Raw genomic sequence first — 17,075 nt, 5'->3', positions numbered from 1 at the left:
ACCAATGGCTGAAAAGTCAGCACGTTCCAAAGAAGTGGAGACTGAATTAACTTTAGATCGAGTGAAAGAACAATTAATTGAATTAGGTAAAAAACGCGGTGAATTAGCAGAGAATTATATTATTAATAAATTAGCCCATTTTGAATTAGACTCAGAACAAATTGATGTATTCTATGATCAATTAACTGAACAAGGGATTGAAATCAATCATTCAGAAAATGATGAGGATCCAAATGATCATGAAATAGAAAAAGATGATGATGACGAAGAAGAATTTGATTTAAACGATTTAAGTGTTCCTCCTGGTGTGAAAATTAATGATCCTGTACGGATGTATTTAAAAGAAATTGGTCGTGTCGACTTATTAACGGCAAGTGAAGAGATTGAGCTTGCAGAACGAATCGAACAAGGTGACGAGGAAGCAAAACGTCGACTTGCTGAAGCGAACTTACGACTTGTTGTTAGTATTGCTAAGCGATATGTTGGCCGAGGAATGTTGTTTCTCGATTTAATTCAAGAAGGGAATATGGGATTAATTAAGGCAGTCGAAAAGTTTGATTATCGCAAAGGCTTTAAATTTAGTACTTATGCTACATGGTGGATTCGCCAAGCCATAACTAGAGCTATTGCCGACCAAGCTAGAACGATTCGAATTCCTGTTCATATGGTTGAAACCATTAATAAATTAATTCGCGTTCAACGTCAATTACTTCAAGATTTAGGAAGAGAGCCGTCTCCTGAAGAAATTGGAGAAGAAATGGATTTAACACCGGAAAAGGTACGCGAAATCTTAAAAATTGCTCAAGAGCCTGTTTCATTAGAAACTCCAATTGGTGAAGAAGATGATTCCCACTTAGGTGATTTTATTGAAGACCAAGAAGCAACTTCTCCTTCCGAACACGCAGCATATGAATTACTGAAAGAACAATTAGAGGATGTACTTGATACTTTAACGGATCGTGAAGAAAATGTACTTCGTCTTCGTTTTGGCCTTGATGATGGACGGACACGTACTTTAGAAGAAGTAGGGAAAGTTTTTGGTGTTACACGTGAACGAATTCGTCAAATTGAAGCAAAAGCATTAAGAAAGCTTCGTCATCCTAGCCGTAGTAAACGATTAAAAGATTTTTTAGAATAAGCCGTTGAACTAAGTTTACTTCATGATCTGAAGTAAACTTTTTTCAGGTAAAATAAGCTGATAAGTGTTACGCTTAATAAATTTAATAAATAAAAAAGCAGGTTTTTTCCCATTCCTGGAGAATAATAATAGAGAATCAGGATGTGAAAATATGGATGAGCGAAAAAGAATGATCATTAAAGAAATTTTGCTTTGGAAAGAAAATCGAATGCTGCCGGAACAGTATTGTGATTATTTACCAGCACTATACTGTGAAGAAGCAGTTGTACAGAATCACCTCGCATCAGTAAATAAACAAAATTGGAAAAAGAACTGGTGGCAACTTCTGTTTCTTCTTATGATACCGATTTCATTATTTGTCATTTATTTTACTGAATTGTCATTCTTTTTGCAAACAGCGATTTTGACGAGTTTTGTCGTAATTTTATTATTTGCTTGTATTTACTTTACTAAGAAAGGATTATTTTATAGATTTTCTCGATGAAAATGAATGATTATGTTTTTCAAGGGAGCTCATTTACCTATATATACTAATACTAATAAATTGTTTTCTATGGTGGTATACTAGATTAAAACCGAACTAATTTATTTTAAAATCTCTATTATCCATGGTGTGATCACTTTGTTCATTTTTATTCTCATATAATAATAAAAAAACTAAAAATATTTTTAAAACATAGATATTCTGTTGATCTTGACTTATTTGATTGTAACTTTATTAGAAAAAAATGTAAAATTGTTAAATACTTGTGTCTAAATTCCGACAATATATAAAAAGTTTTTTGAAGGGACTTTCCCTTCATGCTCTTTTTCGGTACAATAAAAGGTGTTTGTACTTTTTATTTTTGATTGTTACATAAGGGAGGTTAAATGATGAATCGCAATCCTGTTATTCCATTTTTGCTAATTATGGTGTTCGGAATAGGGCTTGTATTCTTCCTATCATTGAAAGGCTTAAACGATTCAGAAGAAATGGCTAAGGAAAAAGATGGGGGAGAAAAGCAAGAAGAATCAGCGGAGTTTGTTGCAGAGGATTTTTATAAACAAACTTGTCTTGGTTGTCATGGTGCAAACTATGAAGGTGGGGCTGGCCCAGCATTAAAAGGAACAAAACTTTCCAAAGATCAAATCAAAGAAGTTCTTCTTAATGGTAAGGGAGCTATGCCAGCTGGTTTAGTACCACAAGAAAATGCTGATGCAATGGCTGATTTTATTAAAAATTTAAAATAAGTTTAGAAAGAGTTCTTTGCATATTGGCAAAGAACTTTTTTACTGATTGAGGCGCTTGCGCATTTGTTACTACAAAAACAGCCATTCCGTTGATGAATAGCTGTTTTTTCATTTTCATTTTGTATACAATGGTATCAAGTCATTAGAAAATTTATTATAAGTGGTGAAAGAATGAATAAGGATCAACTTTCTAAAAGATTACAATGTGTTGTCTCATACATACCAAAAGGATATTCATTGGCTGATATTGGTTCAGATCATGCCTATTTACCTTGTTATGCTGTCTTAAGTGGAATCTCTTCAAAAACGATCGCAGGTGAGGTAGTGGAGGGGCCATATCAATCAGCAAAACAACAAGTGATGAATGCAGAGTTAATGGATCGAATCGATGTACGCAAGGGGGATGGACTTGAAGTTATATCTAAAGGAGAGGTGGATTGTATCACAATCGCAGGTATGGGTGGGACATTAATCTCTTCCATTTTAGAGAAAGGCAAAAAGAAGCTTGAGGGTGTAAAGAGGTTAATCCTACAACCGAATGTGCAAGCGATCAATGTTCGGAAATGGCTTCTTGACAATAATTGGCGTCTAATAGAAGAAGAAATCGTCGAAGAAAATGAAAAAATATATGAAATACTTGTTGCTGAAAAAGGCGACCCAATGCAGCCATACAACCAGTTAGAATTGGAATTATTAGTTGGTCCCTTTCTATTGAAAAGGATGGGATCTAGTTTTATTCGAAAATGGAAATGGGAAAAAGAGCAGTGGGAAAAGATTTTAACTAATCTAGAAAAAACAGAGCAGACGAAAGAGATTATGCAAAAACAACGAGAGCTACAACAGAAGATTCAAATGATCGAGGGGGTTTTATAACAATGAAGAAAGTAAATGGGCATGAGATTATTCAACTGTTTGAGCAGTTTTCTCCCCCGTCTTACGCGATGGAAGGGGATAAAATTGGATTACAAATTGGGCGACTGAATCAACCGGTTAAGCGAGTATTAGTGGCACTTGATGTTCTTGAAGAAGTGGTAGATGAAGCCATTGAAAAGGATGTTCAATTAATCATTGCACATCATCCTCCTATTTTCCGTCCGTTGAAATCAATTCGTACAGATCAACCGAACGGTAGAATCATTGAAAAATTACTTCAGCATCGAATTGCTGTCTATGCAGCACATACAAATCTAGATGTCGCAAAAGGGGGAGTAAATGATTTATTGGCGGAGGCGCTTGAACTACAAAATACAAAGGTGCTTGTCCCTACTTATGAAGAAGATTTAAGAAAATTAGCTGTTTTTGTACCAAAGGAGAATGAAGAGGAAATTAGAAAGGCACTCGGAAATGCAGGGGCAGGTTTTATTGGGGAATACAGTAATTGTTCCTTTTCAACGGATGGAACGGGACGATTTTTACCTGAAGAAAAGGCCAATCCTCATATAGGGTCAATCGGTACATTAGAGGAAGTACAAGAGGTGAAGATCGAGACGATTTATCCGAAACGTATAGAAAAGAAGGTATTATCCGCCATGTTTAAAGCTCATCCATATGAGGAAGTTGCTTTCGATCTTTACCCACTTGAGAATAAGGGAGAAGTACTTGGACTTGGAAGGATTGGAATTCTAAAAGAAAGCATGACACTTGAACAATTCGCCCATCATGTTAAAGAAAAATTGTCTGTACAAGGTGTGCGAGTTGTTGGGCATTTGCAAGATAAAATCCAAAAGGTTGCCGTTTTAGGTGGAGATGGAAATAAGTATTTTCATTCGGCAAAATTTAAAGGGGCAGATGTATATGTAACCGGGGATATGTATTACCATGTAGCACATGATGCCATGATGGAAGGTTTAAATATTGTAGACCCAGGCCATAATGTGGAAAAGGTGATGAAACAAGGGGTTGCTAAAAAAATGCAAACAATGAGCACTGAGAAAGGATATGAAGTAGAATTTATTTCTTCTACCGTTCATACAGATCCTTTCACTTTTTTATAAGCTCATCATTTGAACTATCAGAATTCAACTATGATAAATAATAAGGAGTGTTCTATTCATGACTTAGCATGAATGGAACACTCCTTATACACTTTAGAAAACTACAACTTTGGATAACCCGTTAAAAAGTTTTCCCCTTCTATCGGCTAGCGAATTTCTCCGTATTCTCCCTACGATAAGTCCACATCGGCTCGTGAACGACCTCGCCGTGTTTCCTTTATCTCAGTCGAAAACTTACGAAATTCGTACGCCGATGGACAAGGCGCTTTCGCATTTGTTTCCGTCTAGCTACAGCGCCTATCGGCTAGCGAATTTCTCCGTATTCTCCCTACGATAAGTCAACATCAGCTCGTGAAGGACCTCGCCGTGTTTCCTATATCTCAGTCGAAACCTACGAAATCCGTACGCCGATGTTCAAGGCGCTTCCGCATTTGTTGCTTTATCGTGAAGTTAAATTTGATTTTTTTACTTTTGGTAATATTTTTTCTAGTGGCACTTTTTTTTCTCGGTCCCATGTACTTTCATCATTTGGATCGAATGCTTCCAAGAATCGAATGACTTCTTTTACAATAGGAGTTGGTGTGGAGGCACCAGCTGTTACAGCCACTTTTTTCGCATTTTTAATCCAGTCTAACTCGATTTCGGATACATCACCTACACGATAAGCCGTCGTTTTCGCAATATCTTTGGAGACTTGGGCAAGGCGGTTGGAGTTATTGCTTTTCGGGTCTCCAACGACGATTAACACATCAGCTTCCCCCGCTTGTTCTGCTACGGCCTCTTGTCGAACTTGAGTGGCTAAACAAATTTCTTTATGCACTTCTACATGAGGATATTTTTCCTTAACTTTATCCATAATATGGGCAACATCCCATTGACTCATCGTTGTTTGGTTTGTAACGATGATTTTCTCATTCTTAATGTTTAAATTCTCTACGTCTGAAATCGTTTCGACAAGGTGAACAATATGTGGGGCAACCCCTAATGCTCCTTCTGGCTCTGGGTGACCCTTTTTCCCAATATAGATTACATCAAATCCTTCTTTTTCTTTTTCGCGAATCAGATCATGAGTAATCGTTACATCAGGGCATGTGGCATCGATCGTAACGAGCCCTTTTTCTTTTGCTAATTTCCTCACTTCTGGGGAAACCCCATGAGCAGTGAAAATGACTGTCCCGTGATCTACTTTTTTTAAAATTTCCATTCGATTTTGACCATCTAAAGTGATGATTCCATCGAGTTCAAATGCATCTGTAACATGCTTGTTGTGAACGATCATCCCTAAAATATAAATAGGACGAGGCAGAGTTTTATCTAAAGCTGCGTTTCGTGCAATGACCATTGCATCGACAACACCATAACAATAACCACGTGGTGAAATTTTGATAACATCCATATAAAATCCTCCAATACTTAAGAAGAAACTAATACTTCTTATTATAAAGGAGGACATTAAATATGACAAAGCAATGCTTTTAAATATATAATTTAGGAATGGATTTACCGCTGTTTTTCTTTTTGACTGGATGTTTTTCATTTCCAGATGTTTTTTTCGTACTGGACTCTTCTATCAAAATTTGGGGTGGCTCTTGGGTAAATTGTTTTGTTTCCACTGGTTCATCCAATTTTACATCTTCATTTACTTCCGATATTTCGTCATTTTGTTCTTTCATTTGTTCTTTCATTTGTTCTTCTGAATCGTTTTTTTCATCTGTTGATTCACTACTTAATCCACGATAAAGCTTCCAAAGCACAGGTAAGTTTTTTACCATCGGTCCATATTGTTGAATCATTGGGCCGACTTGTTGTACAGTATTTAAAACTTGCTGAGTGTTCGTTAAAAATCGATTTAGGGTGCCTACATTTGATGCATTTTTCAATAAAGATGCTCCACCAGTAGGAATTTGGCGTTCAAAGCCTGTAAAATGATTCATAGGATTTGATTGTTTTTTTAATAATCTAGATAAAAGTCCTCTTCCCCTTCCAGGTGGCTGGTTACCATGCATTTGGGGTGGAAAGAAGCGGTTGGACGGGGGGCGTGCCATTCCAAGTGGAACTCTTCTCATCCCATTTTGATAAGGGGGAATCTGTCTTGAAAACATATGTTTTCCCTCCTTTCGACAAAATTCAATTGAACTAATCTTTTTTAAATCAAGGGTTTAACTAAATCCACTTCTACTTAACAGATTATGCAAAAGTGGAAGAAACGTTTATTTTGTTAATGATCTTTCTACATGATTATAATAAACTGGTGAAATGGAAAAATGTTTATTATAATAGCAGAATGGAAATGGCTCATCAATGGGTCGAAAAGGAGTGAAAGACATGGAAAAGCACCGATTTAGTCAATATGGGTTCCGACCGTTTATTAATAAAGGTATTGAAGCACTTGGTTTTTACGAGCCAACTGAAATACAAACAAAAATGATTCCCCTTATGTTAAAAGGAGAAAGCTCCATTGGACAATCGCAAACAGGTACAGGGAAAACGCATTCGTATATCCTCCCAATCCTTGAAAAAATTAATCCCATGCAAAAAGAGGTACAAGCAGTTATAACGGCACCAACGAGAGAACTTGCACAACAGATTTATCAGGAGATCCTCAAACTAACGAAATTTTCTGAGGAAGAAATTATGACGAAATGTTATATTGGTGGAACAGACAAACAGAGGGATATTGAAAAATTAAAAAATCAGCCACATATTGTGGTGGGGACACCTGGAAGAATTTGTGACTTAATAAAAGAGCAGGCTTTATTCGTCCATAAAGCCACGATTTTTATTGTAGATGAAGCAGATTTATTGCTGGATATGGGATTTCTTTCAGAAGTGGATCAAATTGCAGGAAGAATGCCGAAAGATTTAAGTATTTATGTATTTTCGGCCACAATTCCTGAGAAGCTCAAGCCCTTCCTAAAAAAATATATGGAAAACCCTAAATATATTCGTATCCAACCAAAGCAAATCTCAGCTGAAAATATCGAACACATTCTCATCCCGTTAAAAAGTCGGGAGAAGACGACTTTACTCTATCAATTATTAACTAGTTATAATCCATATTTAGCGGTTGTCTTTACGAATACGAAGCAAAAAGCGGATGAAATTGCAGATGAATTGATCGAAAAAGGTCTAAAAGTGGGAAGGCTTCATGGGGATTTGTCACCTCGCGAACGTAAAAAAATGATGAAGCAAATTAGAGATCTGGATTATCAATATATTGTTGCAACCGATTTGGCGGCAAGGGGGATTGATATCGAAGGGGTCAGTCATGTAATCAATTATGAACTGCCAAGAGATCTAGATTTTTATGTCCATCGTGCTGGGAGAACAGCAAGAGCTGGATCATCCGGAATCTGTACAACCATTTATACACCGAGTGATGATGATGCTCTAATCCAATTAGAGAAAATGGGAATATCCTTTGGGCATCAAGATATCCAAAATGGCGATTGGGTACAACTGAAAGACCGAAACAGACGGAAAAAACGTGAAAAAGTGATCGATGAAATCGAACAAAAAGCGAAAGGGCAAGTTCGAAAACCGACGAAAGTCAAACCAGGTTACAAAAAGAAAATGAAACAACAAATCGAGCAGATTAAAAAACGAGAGCGCCGTATACAAAACAAAAAGCAAAAATAATAACAGAATTCAAAAGTGCTTGGTGTTGTACCTAGTCGATGTGTAATGAATGCTTCATAAAATCGAGGGGCGATGACCAGCACTTTTTTGGGGAGAAAATAGATGAATTTACGACATTTTTTATATAAAATAGAATTAGATTAGAAAAGGGAGTTGTCTACATGTTAAAGATTGGGTCTCATGTGTCGATGAGTGGGAAGAAAATGCTTCTCGCTTCAAGTGAAGAGGCTATTTCTTATGGAGCGAATACGTTTATGATCTATACGGGCGCTCCGCAAAATACCCGAAGAAAAAAGATAGAGGATTTGAATATCGAAGCGGGTCAGCAACATATGAAGGAAAATGGAATTGAAGAAATCGTAGTCCATGCTCCTTATATTATAAATATCGGAAATTCTAATAATCCAAATACTTTTGAACTCGGTGTTAATTTTTTGAACAGTGAGATTGAGCGTACAGATGCATTAGGGGCGAAACAAATTGTTCTCCATCCAGGTGCTCATGTCGGTGCAGGGGCCGATGTCGGCATTAAAAAAATTATTGAAGGATTAAACGAAGTATTAACAGCGGATCAACAAGTTCAAATTGCATTGGAAACGATGGCTGGAAAAGGATCAGAATGTGGTCGATCTTTTGAAGAATTAGCCATGATCATAGATGGTGTTACCCATAATGAAAAGCTCTCTGTTTGTTTCGATACTTGTCATACCCATGATGCAGGTTATGATATTGTCGAGGATTTTGATGGGGTACTTAATGAATTTGACCGAATCATCGGTGTGGATCGGATAAAAGTATTACATATAAATGATAGTAAAAATGAGCGTGGAGCTAGAAAAGACCGACATGAAAATATCGGCATGGGTCATATTGGATTTAAAGCACTGAATTACGTCGTGCATCATCCTCAACTTGAAAACATCCCCAAAATATTAGAAACGCCATATGTTGGGGAGGATAAAAAGAATAAAAAACCACCTTATCAATTTGAAATTGCCATGTTGAGAAATAAACAATTTGATGATCAATTGATCCAAAAAATTATGGAGCAATAAAAGAGATTAAAAAAACAGACACCTAGTAGGGATCAAGAAAAACCCTGCTAGGTGAAGTTTTTTTCAGTATAGCTCCTAATTGCTTGAGATGTTGTTGCCCGACAGTGCAGTTGTCTTCGCTTTCGATTACTTTATACTTTTTCAGAATCTTAACAGGCAGTAAAACCTCCGCCAAAAAATGGTAAAGGATCAAAGAGAATAGGGGAGGCTAACTGCCCATAAAGATCCGACGACGGAAGGACGACCTAGTCAAGTGAATCCACAGCATGTAGGGTCTTTAGCGTGGAAAGTTCAACTAACATTCAGTGAGAGTTGGAGAACTCCCACTGAATGTTAGTTTCGCTTTATTTTGTGAATAACACAAATAATCTATTGATTTCTCTAGCTGTTTTTGGACCGGCTATTTTGGCAACGTCTTTCACGAGTTGAGTCCGTTCTGAATCATCAAATATATTGATTTTACTCCTACTTAAATGATCGCAAATTTTTTCGGCCTGGTCTGTTGTTAATGAAATATTAAAGGCCTTTGAATATTTTAGTAAGTCATCACTCGAGATGGAATTGATTTTGTTATTGACAAAACTATGGATGAATTTCATTACACATCACTCCTCTTATGAAGTGTATGTAGGCAATTGACTTTATGTTACACATTAACAATTAAAGAAATATAAAGATAGAAAGAAAAAAGGAGTCGGAGGGAGACATGTTGTGAAGAAAGAACATAAAAAGGAAAAGATTGGACGAATACTATATAGGTTGCTGCTTATTTCAATTGGGGCGAGTTTAGCAGCCATTTCTATTGAACTCTTTTTAATTCCGAATAATATTATTGATGGAGGAATTATTGGAATTTCTCTCATTTCAGATTATCTAGTGAATGTTCCATTTTTAAATTTTGGAACATTTGTTATTTTATTTAATATTCCGTTTTTATATTTTGGGTATAAGCAAATTGGGAAAACATTTATGCTGTCTTCCTTATTTGCCGTCGTTATGCTAGCTGTTGTGGAGGAGTGTTTGAAAGGCATGGAGTCCTTTACTAGTCAACCAATCTTGGCGACCGTTTTCGGCGGGCTCATATTAGGTATTGGAGTTGGGCTTGTGATTCGAAATGGGGGTTCACTGGACGGAACCGAAATTCTAGGAATTTTATTAACAAAAAGACTCCCTTTTTCGGTAGGGGAATTTGTGATGTTCATGAATGTGTTTATTTTCGGGTGGGCTGCATTCGTCTTTGGTCCAGAACAAGCGATGTATTCAGTTATGACCTACTATATTGCCTTTAAAGCGATTGACACGGTCATCCAGGGATTAGAAGAAACAAAAGCTTGCCTTATCGTATCGGATTTCTATGATGAGGTGTCAGAAGCGATATTACACCGGCTAGGAAGAGGAACGACGAAGCTGAGAGGAAAAGGCGGATTTACGGATAATGAAAAAGATGTTATTTATGTGGTGGTAACAAGACTTGAGGTAACGAAATTAAAAAAGATTGTTGCGGATATTGATGAAAATGCCTTCTTAACGATTATGAATACACAAGAAACAAAAGGAGCCCGATTTAAATCAGCTATTCATTAAAAAACGGTTTGGGGGAATAGAGGTATTTAGTGGATCCTGCCATTCCCCCCTTTTTTTATTTAATAGGAAAGAAGGCCATTCCTATAAATTGGGTTAACAATAGATTTATTTACACAAATGAAAAAATCATGTATAATTTATTAGTCTTAAATCGGAATTGTTCTTAAAGGGGAGGGACACAGGAAATGGGAGCATTGCCTATTATAGAAATAAAAAATGTGAACTTCCGCTATGAAAGAGAAAATGTACTTGAAAACATCAACTTATCGATCCCAAAAGGAGCTTTTTTAGGTTTGGTTGGTCCAAATGGATCGGGAAAATCAACTTTATTGAAGTTAATTCTTGGATTATTAAAATTAAAAGAAGGGGAAATCTCCCTTTTTGGGGAAGATTTAGCGAAATTTAAAAAATGGGATCAGATTGGTTTTGTTTCGCAAAAGGCAAGCTCTTTTAACACAGGATTCCCTGCAACCGTTTATGAGGTCGTTGCTAGTGGACTGACAAAAAAGGTTGGATTATTTCGCTTTCTCGGTAAAAAAGAAAAAATGGCAGTCATGGAAGCTATAGAGGCAGTTGGAATGGAATCATTTATCCACCGAAATATTGGAGAATTATCTGGTGGACAACAACAGAGAATCTTTATTGCGAGAGCGATTGTTTGTCAACCAGAAGTATTAATCTTAGATGAACCGACAGTTGGTGTAGATGTTCAACATGTTCAATCCTTTTATGAGATGTTAGATTTTCTTAATAAAAAATTAGGAATTACGCTTGTTTTAGTAACACATGATATTGGAATTATTACAGAAAAGGTTTCACATGTCGCCTGTTTGAATAAACATTTGCATTTCCATGGAAATATGGAACAATTTTCAGCATTGAATGAAGAGGATTTTTCTAGGTTATATGGGCATGGCATTCAAGTAGTTGAGCATAATCATGAAGGAGCTGGGACAAGGAATGATTGAGGCTATATTCCAATATCAATTTTTGCAAAATGCCTTACTAACTGGAATGATCATCGGAATCATTGCTCCCTTGCTTGGATGTTTTATCGTTGTGAGGCGGTTATCTTTAATCGCAGATGCATTAAGCCATGTGACGTTGGCAGGGATCTCAGCGGGTCTTTATGCAAGTCAAATGATTCCTAGCTTAATTTGGCTAAACCCTCTTTATGTGGGAATGTTGTTTTCAGTGATGGGGTCGCTCTTTATTGAAAGATTACGTACAGTGTATAAGCATTATCAGGAATTAGCGATTCCGATCATTATGTCAGGTGGAATCGGTTTAGGAGTTATCTTTATTTCTTTAGCGGATGGGTTTAATACCGATTTATTTAGTTATTTATTTGGGAGTGTTAGTGCTGTCAGTCAGAATGATCTTATTGTGATCGTTGTGATTAGTGTGATTGTTGTTGCAACAGTATTTCTTCTCTATAAGGAATTATTTCTCCTATCCTTTGATGAAGAGCATGCAAAGGCATCTGGAATTCCCGCAAAAACCATTCACTTTATCTTTATTGTCTTGGTCGCACTAGTAATCGCTGCCTCCATGAGAATTGTTGGGATTTTATTAGTATCCGCTTTGATGACGTTACCAGTGGCGGCAAGCATTCGAATTGCAAATGGTTTTAAACAAACCATTTTCCTATCTGTTCTTTTCGGTGAGATGTCTGTTATGATTGGACTAGTGAGTGCTTTTTATTTGGATTTGGCTCCTGGTGGAACAATTGTTGTTTCTTCCATTATGATTTTATTAATGGCCATTTTTTACAAAAAAGTACGCGGAGCCATTTAAGTCATTATGAAGGATAGGCGGTGATGTAGGTGAATTTATATGATGCACTTCAAATATTAAAGGAAAAAGGCTATAAACATACAGATAAAAGAGAAGAGATGTTAACTTTATTAGCTACTCATGATAAATATCTAACCGCAAAGGATGTTTTAGAAGTAATGAAAAAGCGGTATCCTGGATTAAGCTTCGATACCATCTACCGGAATTTAGCCTTATTTACGGAAATTGGGATATTAGAGGAAACAGAGCTTTCAGGGGAGAAGCATTATCGTTTTACATGTTCCCATGATGAACATCATCATCATTTTATCTGTTTAAATTGTGGAAAAACAAAAGAAATTCACGTTTGTCCAATGGATTCCATTGAAGAATTATCAGGTTATGATGTATCAGGACATAAATTTGAAATATATGGACAATGCCCTAATTGTCAAGAGCACCACCCTCATGGATAATTCCAGAATGGGTTTCAGTTTTTTAGGGACAGATTTGACTTATCGTGAGCACGAGGGATGAAAACTCCCCTCGTGCTATTTATATTCTTTTAGCCAACGGTCGACCCAAATTTGCGCTTCCTTCCATGAGTTCATGCGAATAACTCCTTTGGGAACAGGATCTTGGTTGTATGGCGTGTTAAAAAGGATCACTGGAATATTTAGTTCTTCATGTAAAGAAACAGCATTATCATGCTTGTCCTCAAAGAAAAGATCAACATGGTATTTTTGAGCAACCTCAATTTTATGATGTGAACCAACTAATTCAATATAGTCATAATCGATCTCTTTTTCATGAAACCATTGTTTTGTTATATCAAATAAATGCTTTCGTCTTGCACTTATAAAATAAAGCTCCACATCTTCTTTCCATTTCATTAACACTTCTTTAGCCCCTTCTGCCATAGGGGAGTTCGCATAGATGATCGGTTCTTTCTCATCAAACCATTTCGCAAATTGCTCTGGTCGAATATTCAAGGCTTCTGTTAATTCGTATTTTCGAATATCATTCAGCGTGATATTTAAGGAAAAATCTTCATTAATATATGGCACTAAACTGGAAGGACATGTGACAGTTCCATCAATATCAATTCCAAAACGTTTTTCTTTCATCATTTCTTTCTGCTCCTTACTATAATGTAACCTACTTGTTGTTCGTATGAGACTGGGAAAGTGAATCCCATTTGGAAATCCTTATAAGAGTGTAACATAAAACGTTCGGAATGAAATAAAAATACTACCGAATTGTAAAAGATTTTCCTATTATATTTTATAGTTTTTTACAGATAATAAAAATGCTCCCCAAATATTGAAAGTGAGGGATAGCTTTGGACGAAAAAAATGATCGCAATAAAGTGAATTTAGAAAAGGAAAGAGAAGAAATACCTAGTATATATGATGAAGAAACGGCTGCAGAAATTGCCTCTCCTGTATCGGTCAATCGTGAGAGCTTTCGTGATCAAGTAGATGCAGAAACAGGTGGGAAGATTGCAGGATGGGCAGCGCTTATTTTATCAATCATCTCATTGTTTGCGGCGCCAATATTATTTGGAGCTGCGGGAATTGTACTAGGATTTGTTGCTAGAAGAAGAGGAGCAGAAACACTAGGTGCATGGGGAATTGGAATTGGTGTAGTTTCCATCGTATTAGGATTATTTGTATATCCCTTCTTTTAGCCAGCACACAAAAGAAGAGCTTGGGATTAGCCGAGCTCTTCTTCTTTTTGTTTAGAAGCAAAATATTCTGCCGCTATTTGATCAATTTCTTTTTTCAGTTCTTCAACCATTGTTTCTTCCGGAACTTTACGGACCGTTTTCCCTTTTCGGAATAATAATCCCTCACCACGAGCACCTGCTATTCCTATATCCGCTTCACGAGCCTCCCCAGGACCATTTACAGCACATCCTAGGACAGCGACCTTAATAGGTGCATGGATTTTTTGAATATATTCCTCAACCTCATTCGCGATACTAATGAGATCAATCTCAATTCTTCCACAGGTAGGACAAGAGATTAAAGTTGCCGCATTTGAAGAGAGCCCAAATGATTTTAATAATTCCCGTGCTACCTTTACTTCTTCGACCGGATCCGCACTTAAAGAAATTCGTAAAGTATTTCCGATCCCTTTACTTAAAATGGCCCCAAGTCCTGCAGCACTTTTGATTGTTCCTGCAAACAATGTCCCAGATTCAGTAATCCCTAAATGTAAAGGATAGTCAAAAGCTTTTGCGGCTTTTTCATAAGCTTCAATAGCAAGATTAACATCTGAAGCCTTCATTGAAACGATAATATCGTGAAAATCGAGATCTTCTAAAATTTTAATATGATGTAAAGCACTTTCAACCATTCCATCGGCTGTCGGATACCCGTATTTTTCTAAAATCCGTTTTTCCAAGCTTCCAGCATTGACTCCAATTCGAATGGGGATGCCTCGTTCTTTTGCTGCATTCACAACGGCTTCCACTTTTTCTCTTCTACCGATATTTCCTGGATTGATGCGTATTTTGTCTGCTCCACCTTCAATGGCTTTTAGCGCTAACTTGTAGTCAAAGTGAATGTCTACTACTAATGGAATATGAATTTGTCTCTTAATATCGGCGATGGCATTTGCCGCTCTTTCATCTGGACAAGCAACCCGAACGAGTTGACAACCCGCTTCTTCTAAACGGAGAATTTCCTTAACGGTTGCCTCCACGTCATGAGTTTTTGTTGTTGTCATACTTTGTATAAATAATTCATTACTTCCACCTATAGTTAAATTTCCTACTTTTACAGGTCTTGTTTTTGAACGATGTGTTATTTCACTCAAGTGAGATTCGCTCCTTTAGTTGAATATAATCAACACTTATATGTTCACTTCTTTAAAAAAAATGAACCCTGTGTTTTAGTTTCCTCAACTTCTAATTGTACCAGTGTTTATCTATTAGTGACAAGAAATACATTTTTCCTTTTAGTATGAAAGACGCAACAGCTCTCCATTTATTCATAAACAGGAATTTTATAAGAACCCCCAATCAAAATATCTTCGGGGGCCATTCCATTATTTAACTTTTCAAAATCAGAAATGACTTGTTCGATCGAGACGGGTAGTGCCTGATTATGTAAATGCTCAGTGATCGACAAGACGGTATCGCCCCCTTTTATTTTCACTTCTTGATAAGGGATTGTTGTCTGTGTAACAGAAATGGACTCATTCTTTAGGGTAGTTTCAGTTTTCGAGGAAGGCAATGATCCGACTTTCATATCGTATACAACACTTACAGAAATAATCAGAAAAATAAGAAAACCAACGATTTTTTTCATTCTCATTCCTCCCTAGTTACCAATATATATGCTTGTCCTTTCGAAAAATGACGATTGTTGGGTCGGATAGAGAAAATTTTTTTTCAACAAACTATTTAAAAAGGACTTGGTTTCTTAATCGAAGGGGTGTCAATATGAGTAAACCGTTATTTTATATAAGTCTTCTACCATTCATCATGGTATTAGGGAATTCGATGATGATTCCCATTTTGCCTGACATGCAAAGTGAATTGCATTTAACGGAAAAAGAAAGCGGATATATTCTTAGTTTTTTCAGCTTTCCTGCCGCGATTATTATTCCTTTTATAGGTTTTTTATCGGATCGTTTCGGTCGGAAAATATTGATCCTTCTCTCACTATTTTTTGTCATTGGCGGAAGTGTCCTATGTGCTGTAAGCATCTGGTTCCCTCATCCGTTTATTTGGCTTTTAATAGGAAGAGTGATACAAGGAATCGGTGCAGCTGGAACAACCCCTCTAGCAATGGCCATCATTGGAGATGCCGTCGACAGGACAAGACAGGGAGAGGCATTTGGCTTACTTGAAGTTTTTAATGGAGTAGGAAAAGTTGTTGCACCGATTGTGGGGGCGACTGCAGCAGCGATTTATAATTGGAATCTTGCGTTTGTATTTGTCATCATCGTTACGGTCCTTTCACTAGTAGGGATTTTTAAGACGATTCCAAATAAAAAATCAGGTAATCAAGTGAATTCGATTCGAAACTATCTTCAAGATTTAATATATGTTTTGAAATCCAAATGGTTGGAAATATTTCCTTTATTTTATATGGGAGCAGTAGGATTATTTTTGCTTTTTGGAATTTTGTTTTATTTATCCTATTACATTGAAATGACCTATCATATTGATGGGTTTTTTAAAGGAACCGCCTTTATGTTCCCATTAGCCGCGATGACGATTGTCTCTTATTGGACAGGAAAACAATTAAAAAATAGTGGGAATTTTCAATCACTCACCTTAATTGGGATCTCCGTCATGATGGTTTCGTTTGCTGGCATGGAGTGGAATCATTCCTTCCATTTTTTTCTCTTTTTTTTGACAATTGCATTCGCAGGTCTAGGATTTATTTTGCCTTGTATGAATACGGCGATTACTTCACAAGTATCCGATGGAGAGAGAGGATTTATCGTTGGATTATATGGGACAGCCAGATTTATTGGAGTTGCACTAGGGCCAACGATTTTTAGTATATGGATTGACGATGTGGGGTATATGATTCGAATTGTCTTTATACTTTCCTTTTCGATGTTACTTGCTTTTATATTCCATCAACTCATCATGAAGGAGACCCAACCTTATTTGCAAAAATAATAACAAGGTTCAAA

19 protein-coding genes are annotated in these 17,075 nt (G+C 36.7%); 13 read left to right on the top strand and 6 right to left on the bottom strand.

Translation table 11 applies throughout. The features are described 5' to 3' along the window. Nucleotides 1–4 precede the first annotated feature (4 nt). From rpoD to J2S13_RS01460, 5 genes are all read left to right on the top strand, one after another. Nucleotides 5–1,138 (top strand): RNA polymerase sigma factor RpoD, encoded by a 1,134-nt coding sequence (gene rpoD, locus J2S13_RS01480; RefSeq protein ID WP_307255900.1) that lies wholly within the window; start codon nt 5–7, stop codon nt 1,136–1,138. A gap of 151 nt (nt 1,139–1,289) precedes the next feature. Continuing rightward, the gene (locus J2S13_RS01475) at nt 1,290–1,622 is read left to right on the top strand and encodes a hypothetical protein (RefSeq protein WP_307255899.1); all 333 of its coding nucleotides are present in this window, start codon (nt 1,290–1,292) and stop codon (nt 1,620–1,622) included. A 389-nt stretch (nt 1,623–2,011) separates the two neighbouring features. Further along, nucleotides 2,012–2,368: a cytochrome c550 gene (gene cccA / locus J2S13_RS01470; RefSeq protein ID WP_307255898.1), complete on the top strand. Its 357-nt coding sequence runs from the start codon at nt 2,012–2,014 to the stop codon at nt 2,366–2,368. 171 nt (nt 2,369–2,539) lie between these two features. Then, nucleotides 2,540–3,241, top strand: a complete 702-nt coding sequence (locus J2S13_RS01465) for a tRNA (adenine(22)-N(1))-methyltransferase (protein WP_307255896.1) — start codon at nt 2,540–2,542, stop codon at nt 3,239–3,241. Between the two features lie 2 nt (nt 3,242–3,243). Then, nucleotides 3,244–4,362, top strand: coding sequence for a Nif3-like dinuclear metal center hexameric protein (locus tag J2S13_RS01460; protein WP_307255895.1), 1,119 nt, complete (start codon nt 3,244–3,246; stop codon nt 4,360–4,362). A gap of 439 nt (nt 4,363–4,801) precedes the next feature. On the opposite strand, the gene J2S13_RS01455 is transcribed toward J2S13_RS01460, so the two are convergent. Beyond that, nucleotides 4,802–5,758: a 4-hydroxy-3-methylbut-2-enyl diphosphate reductase gene (locus J2S13_RS01455; protein ID WP_307255894.1), complete on the bottom strand. Its 957-nt coding sequence runs from the start codon at nt 5,756–5,758 to the stop codon at nt 4,802–4,804. Between the two features lie 79 nt (nt 5,759–5,837). After that, on the bottom strand, nt 5,838–6,464 hold the full coding sequence (gene vrrA, locus J2S13_RS01450; protein WP_307255893.1) for a VrrA/YqfQ family protein: 627 nt from the start codon (nt 6,462–6,464) through the stop codon (nt 5,838–5,840). Between the two features lie 223 nt (nt 6,465–6,687). On the opposite strand from vrrA, the gene J2S13_RS01445 reads away from it, so the two are divergent. Together J2S13_RS01445 and J2S13_RS01440 are read left to right on the top strand one after the other, a co-directional pair. After that, nucleotides 6,688–8,001: a DEAD/DEAH box helicase gene (locus J2S13_RS01445; protein WP_307255892.1), complete on the top strand. Its 1,314-nt coding sequence runs from the start codon at nt 6,688–6,690 to the stop codon at nt 7,999–8,001. Between the two features lie 161 nt (nt 8,002–8,162). Beyond that, complete coding sequence (locus J2S13_RS01440; protein ID WP_307255891.1) at nt 8,163–9,056, top strand: deoxyribonuclease IV; 894 nt, start codon at nt 8,163–8,165, stop codon at nt 9,054–9,056. A 344-nt stretch (nt 9,057–9,400) separates the two neighbouring features. Here the strand turns inward: J2S13_RS01440 and J2S13_RS01435 are convergent, their stop codons facing one another. Beyond that, nucleotides 9,401–9,655 carry a DUF2624 domain-containing protein gene (locus J2S13_RS01435; protein WP_307255890.1) on the bottom strand — a complete coding sequence of 85 codons (255 nt, stop codon included), beginning with the start codon at nt 9,653–9,655 and terminating at the stop codon, nt 9,401–9,403. A 112-nt stretch (nt 9,656–9,767) separates the two neighbouring features. Between J2S13_RS01435 and J2S13_RS01430 the strand changes: the two genes are divergently transcribed. The 4 genes from J2S13_RS01430 to J2S13_RS01415 all read left to right on the top strand — a co-directional run bounded on the left by J2S13_RS01430 (nt 9,768) and on the right by J2S13_RS01415 (nt 12,892). Then, the gene (locus J2S13_RS01430; protein ID WP_307255889.1) at nt 9,768–10,640 is read left to right on the top strand and encodes a YitT family protein; all 873 of its coding nucleotides are present in this window, start codon (nt 9,768–9,770) and stop codon (nt 10,638–10,640) included. 185 nt (nt 10,641–10,825) lie between these two features. Further along, nucleotides 10,826–11,608 carry a metal ABC transporter ATP-binding protein gene (locus tag J2S13_RS01425; RefSeq protein ID WP_307255888.1) on the top strand — a complete coding sequence of 261 codons (783 nt, stop codon included), beginning with the start codon at nt 10,826–10,828 and terminating at the stop codon, nt 11,606–11,608. Next, nucleotides 11,601–12,437 (top strand): metal ABC transporter permease, encoded by an 837-nt coding sequence (locus J2S13_RS01420; protein ID WP_307255887.1) that lies wholly within the window; start codon nt 11,601–11,603, stop codon nt 12,435–12,437. Before J2S13_RS01425 ends, J2S13_RS01420 begins: the two co-directional genes overlap by 8 nt. A gap of 29 nt (nt 12,438–12,466) precedes the next feature. Next, nucleotides 12,467–12,892, top strand: coding sequence for a Fur family transcriptional regulator (locus tag J2S13_RS01415; RefSeq protein ID WP_307255886.1), 426 nt, complete (start codon nt 12,467–12,469; stop codon nt 12,890–12,892). A gap of 75 nt (nt 12,893–12,967) precedes the next feature. Here J2S13_RS01415 and J2S13_RS01410 read toward each other — a convergent pair whose 3' ends face one another. After that, nucleotides 12,968–13,543 carry a hypothetical protein gene (locus tag J2S13_RS01410; protein ID WP_307255951.1) on the bottom strand — a complete coding sequence of 192 codons (576 nt, stop codon included), beginning with the start codon at nt 13,541–13,543 and terminating at the stop codon, nt 12,968–12,970. 215 nt (nt 13,544–13,758) lie between these two features. Between J2S13_RS01410 and J2S13_RS01405 the strand changes: the two genes are divergently transcribed. Further along, nucleotides 13,759–14,106: a DUF4190 domain-containing protein gene (locus tag J2S13_RS01405; RefSeq protein WP_307255885.1), complete on the top strand. Its 348-nt coding sequence runs from the start codon at nt 13,759–13,761 to the stop codon at nt 14,104–14,106. Nucleotides 14,107–14,132: 26 nt separating this feature from the next. On the opposite strand, the gene ispG is transcribed toward J2S13_RS01405, so the two are convergent. Continuing rightward, nucleotides 14,133–15,230, bottom strand: a complete 1,098-nt coding sequence (gene ispG, locus J2S13_RS01400; RefSeq protein ID WP_307255950.1) for a flavodoxin-dependent (E)-4-hydroxy-3-methylbut-2-enyl-diphosphate synthase — start codon at nt 15,228–15,230, stop codon at nt 14,133–14,135. Nucleotides 15,231–15,409: 179 nt separating this feature from the next. Beyond that, entirely contained in the window at nt 15,410–15,733 is a 324-nt protein-coding gene (gene yqfZ / locus J2S13_RS01395; protein WP_307255883.1) for a protein YqfZ, read from the bottom strand. Nucleotides 15,734–15,867: 134 nt separating this feature from the next. Here yqfZ and J2S13_RS01390 point away from each other — a divergent pair, with 134 nt between their 5' ends. Next, on the top strand, nt 15,868–17,061 hold the full coding sequence (locus tag J2S13_RS01390; RefSeq protein ID WP_307255882.1) for an MFS transporter: 1,194 nt from the start codon (nt 15,868–15,870) through the stop codon (nt 17,059–17,061). The last annotated feature ends 14 nt before the right edge of the window (nt 17,062–17,075 follow it).

It is taken from the genome of Oikeobacillus pervagus (assembly GCF_030813365.1).
GTDB lineage: Bacteria > Bacillota > Bacilli > Bacillales > DSM-23947 > Oikeobacillus > Oikeobacillus pervagus.
The sequence above is the reverse complement of the archived record's forward strand: the minus strand, read 5'-3'. Positions and strand labels throughout refer to the sequence as shown.

Excerpts from the sequence above, each read along its gene's own strand:
- rpoD (WP_307255900.1), top strand. The coding sequence starts at position 5 with ATGGCTGAAAAGTCAGCACGTTCCAAAGAAGTGGAGACTGAATTAACT.
- J2S13_RS01475 (WP_307255899.1), top strand. The coding sequence starts at position 1,290 with ATGGATGAGCGAAAAAGAATGATCATTAAAGAAATTTTGCTTTGGAAA.
- cccA (WP_307255898.1), top strand. The coding sequence starts at position 2,012 with ATGAATCGCAATCCTGTTATTCCATTTTTGCTAATTATGGTGTTCGGA.
- J2S13_RS01465 (WP_307255896.1), top strand. The coding sequence starts at position 2,540 with ATGAATAAGGATCAACTTTCTAAAAGATTACAATGTGTTGTCTCATAC.
- J2S13_RS01460 (WP_307255895.1), top strand. The coding sequence starts at position 3,244 with ATGAAGAAAGTAAATGGGCATGAGATTATTCAACTGTTTGAGCAGTTT.
- J2S13_RS01455 (WP_307255894.1), bottom strand. The coding sequence starts at position 5,758 with ATGGATGTTATCAAAATTTCACCACGTGGTTATTGTTATGGTGTTGTC.
- vrrA (WP_307255893.1), bottom strand. The coding sequence starts at position 6,464 with ATGTTTTCAAGACAGATTCCCCCTTATCAAAATGGGATGAGAAGAGTT.
- J2S13_RS01445 (WP_307255892.1), top strand. The coding sequence starts at position 6,688 with ATGGAAAAGCACCGATTTAGTCAATATGGGTTCCGACCGTTTATTAAT.
- J2S13_RS01440 (WP_307255891.1), top strand. The coding sequence starts at position 8,163 with ATGTTAAAGATTGGGTCTCATGTGTCGATGAGTGGGAAGAAAATGCTT.
- J2S13_RS01435 (WP_307255890.1), bottom strand. The coding sequence starts at position 9,655 with ATGAAATTCATCCATAGTTTTGTCAATAACAAAATCAATTCCATCTCG.
- J2S13_RS01425 (WP_307255888.1), top strand. The coding sequence starts at position 10,826 with ATGGGAGCATTGCCTATTATAGAAATAAAAAATGTGAACTTCCGCTAT.
- J2S13_RS01420 (WP_307255887.1), top strand. The coding sequence starts at position 11,601 with ATGATTGAGGCTATATTCCAATATCAATTTTTGCAAAATGCCTTACTA.
- J2S13_RS01410 (WP_307255951.1), bottom strand. The coding sequence starts at position 13,543 with ATGAAAGAAAAACGTTTTGGAATTGATATTGATGGAACTGTCACATGT.
- yqfZ (WP_307255883.1), bottom strand. The coding sequence starts at position 15,733 with ATGAAAAAAATCGTTGGTTTTCTTATTTTTCTGATTATTTCTGTAAGT.
- J2S13_RS01390 (WP_307255882.1), top strand. The coding sequence starts at position 15,868 with ATGAGTAAACCGTTATTTTATATAAGTCTTCTACCATTCATCATGGTA.